The organism is Clostridium sp. CAG:265 (assembly GCF_000436575.1).
Lineage (GTDB): Bacteria > Bacillota > Clostridia > Clostridiales > Clostridiaceae > Clostridium > Clostridium lentum.
The window spans coordinates 1-843 of sequence record NZ_FR886628.1 but is presented as its reverse complement, the minus strand read 5'-3'; the positions used below and the strand labels follow the sequence as shown (position 1 = coordinate 843).

Annotated in this window: 1 protein-coding gene; it reads right to left on the bottom strand. The window is 27.3% G+C overall.

Going from position 1 to position 843, the window contains the following annotated elements; translation table 11 throughout:
- Positions 1 to 136: 136 nt before the first annotated feature.
- Entirely contained in the window at positions 137 to 778 is a 642-nt protein-coding gene (locus Q5O29_RS08530) for a CAP domain-containing protein (protein WP_022212536.1), read from the bottom strand.
- Positions 779 to 843: the final 65 nt, after the last annotated feature.

Here is an 843-nt window from a genome sequence, read left to right as displayed (position 1 = left end):
TTTAAAGTTTAAATTTAATTATAATCGTTATTAAGTATTTTTTACATTTAAATAAAAGAAGCTATAAGATGAATTATTCTTAAATCATCCTATAGCTTTCAATTATTATACTATGAATATATCAAAAACTTATTTTCTATCTATAAAACTCTTGAGTTGCGTATACTTTATTTCCTATCTTATATACTCCTACACCTATGCTGCTGAACTTTGTTGATAATATGTTTTCTTTATGCCCTTGGGAATTCATCCAATTTGTCATAAATTGATTTGCTAATGCTGTAGGATCTGTAACACCACTTATATATGCAATATTTTCTCCCCAAGCATTATATGTAACTCCGTCAGCTTTCATTTTTGTAGTTATATTATTACCATTTAAATCAGTATGGCTAAAATAATTATTATCTCCCATATCTTGCGATTTAATTCTAGCATACTTTTCCATAGTGGTATTATAAGTTAATGGTGCAACTCCAGCTTTAGTTCTTTCTTCATTTACTTTATTAAATATGGCTTGTTCAACTTCTTCCATGAATTTATCACTTATAGCTGCATCGGTATTATTACTAGTACTTCCTTCATTTAATGCTGCATCATTACCAGTAGATGGTTTATTTTGATTATTAGTATGACCATAATGTCTATTATATTTATATCCACTAGCTGTACTTACTGCTTTAGAATTTGAACTATTATCAATAGTTTCTGCGTGAGCTTGTACCCCTCCTATAAATATACTTCCTAATACTAATAATGAAATTATCTTAGATTTCATTTCCATTCCTCCTATAATTTGAGGTTAGTGTAAAGTTTTTTACACTATTTTTATTTTAAAATCTT

What these genes read in the sequence shown, in the direction of transcription:
- Q5O29_RS08530 (WP_022212536.1), bottom strand. Translation starts at nt 778, where the DNA reads ATGAAATCTAAGATAATTTCATTATTAGTATTAGGAAGTATATTTATA.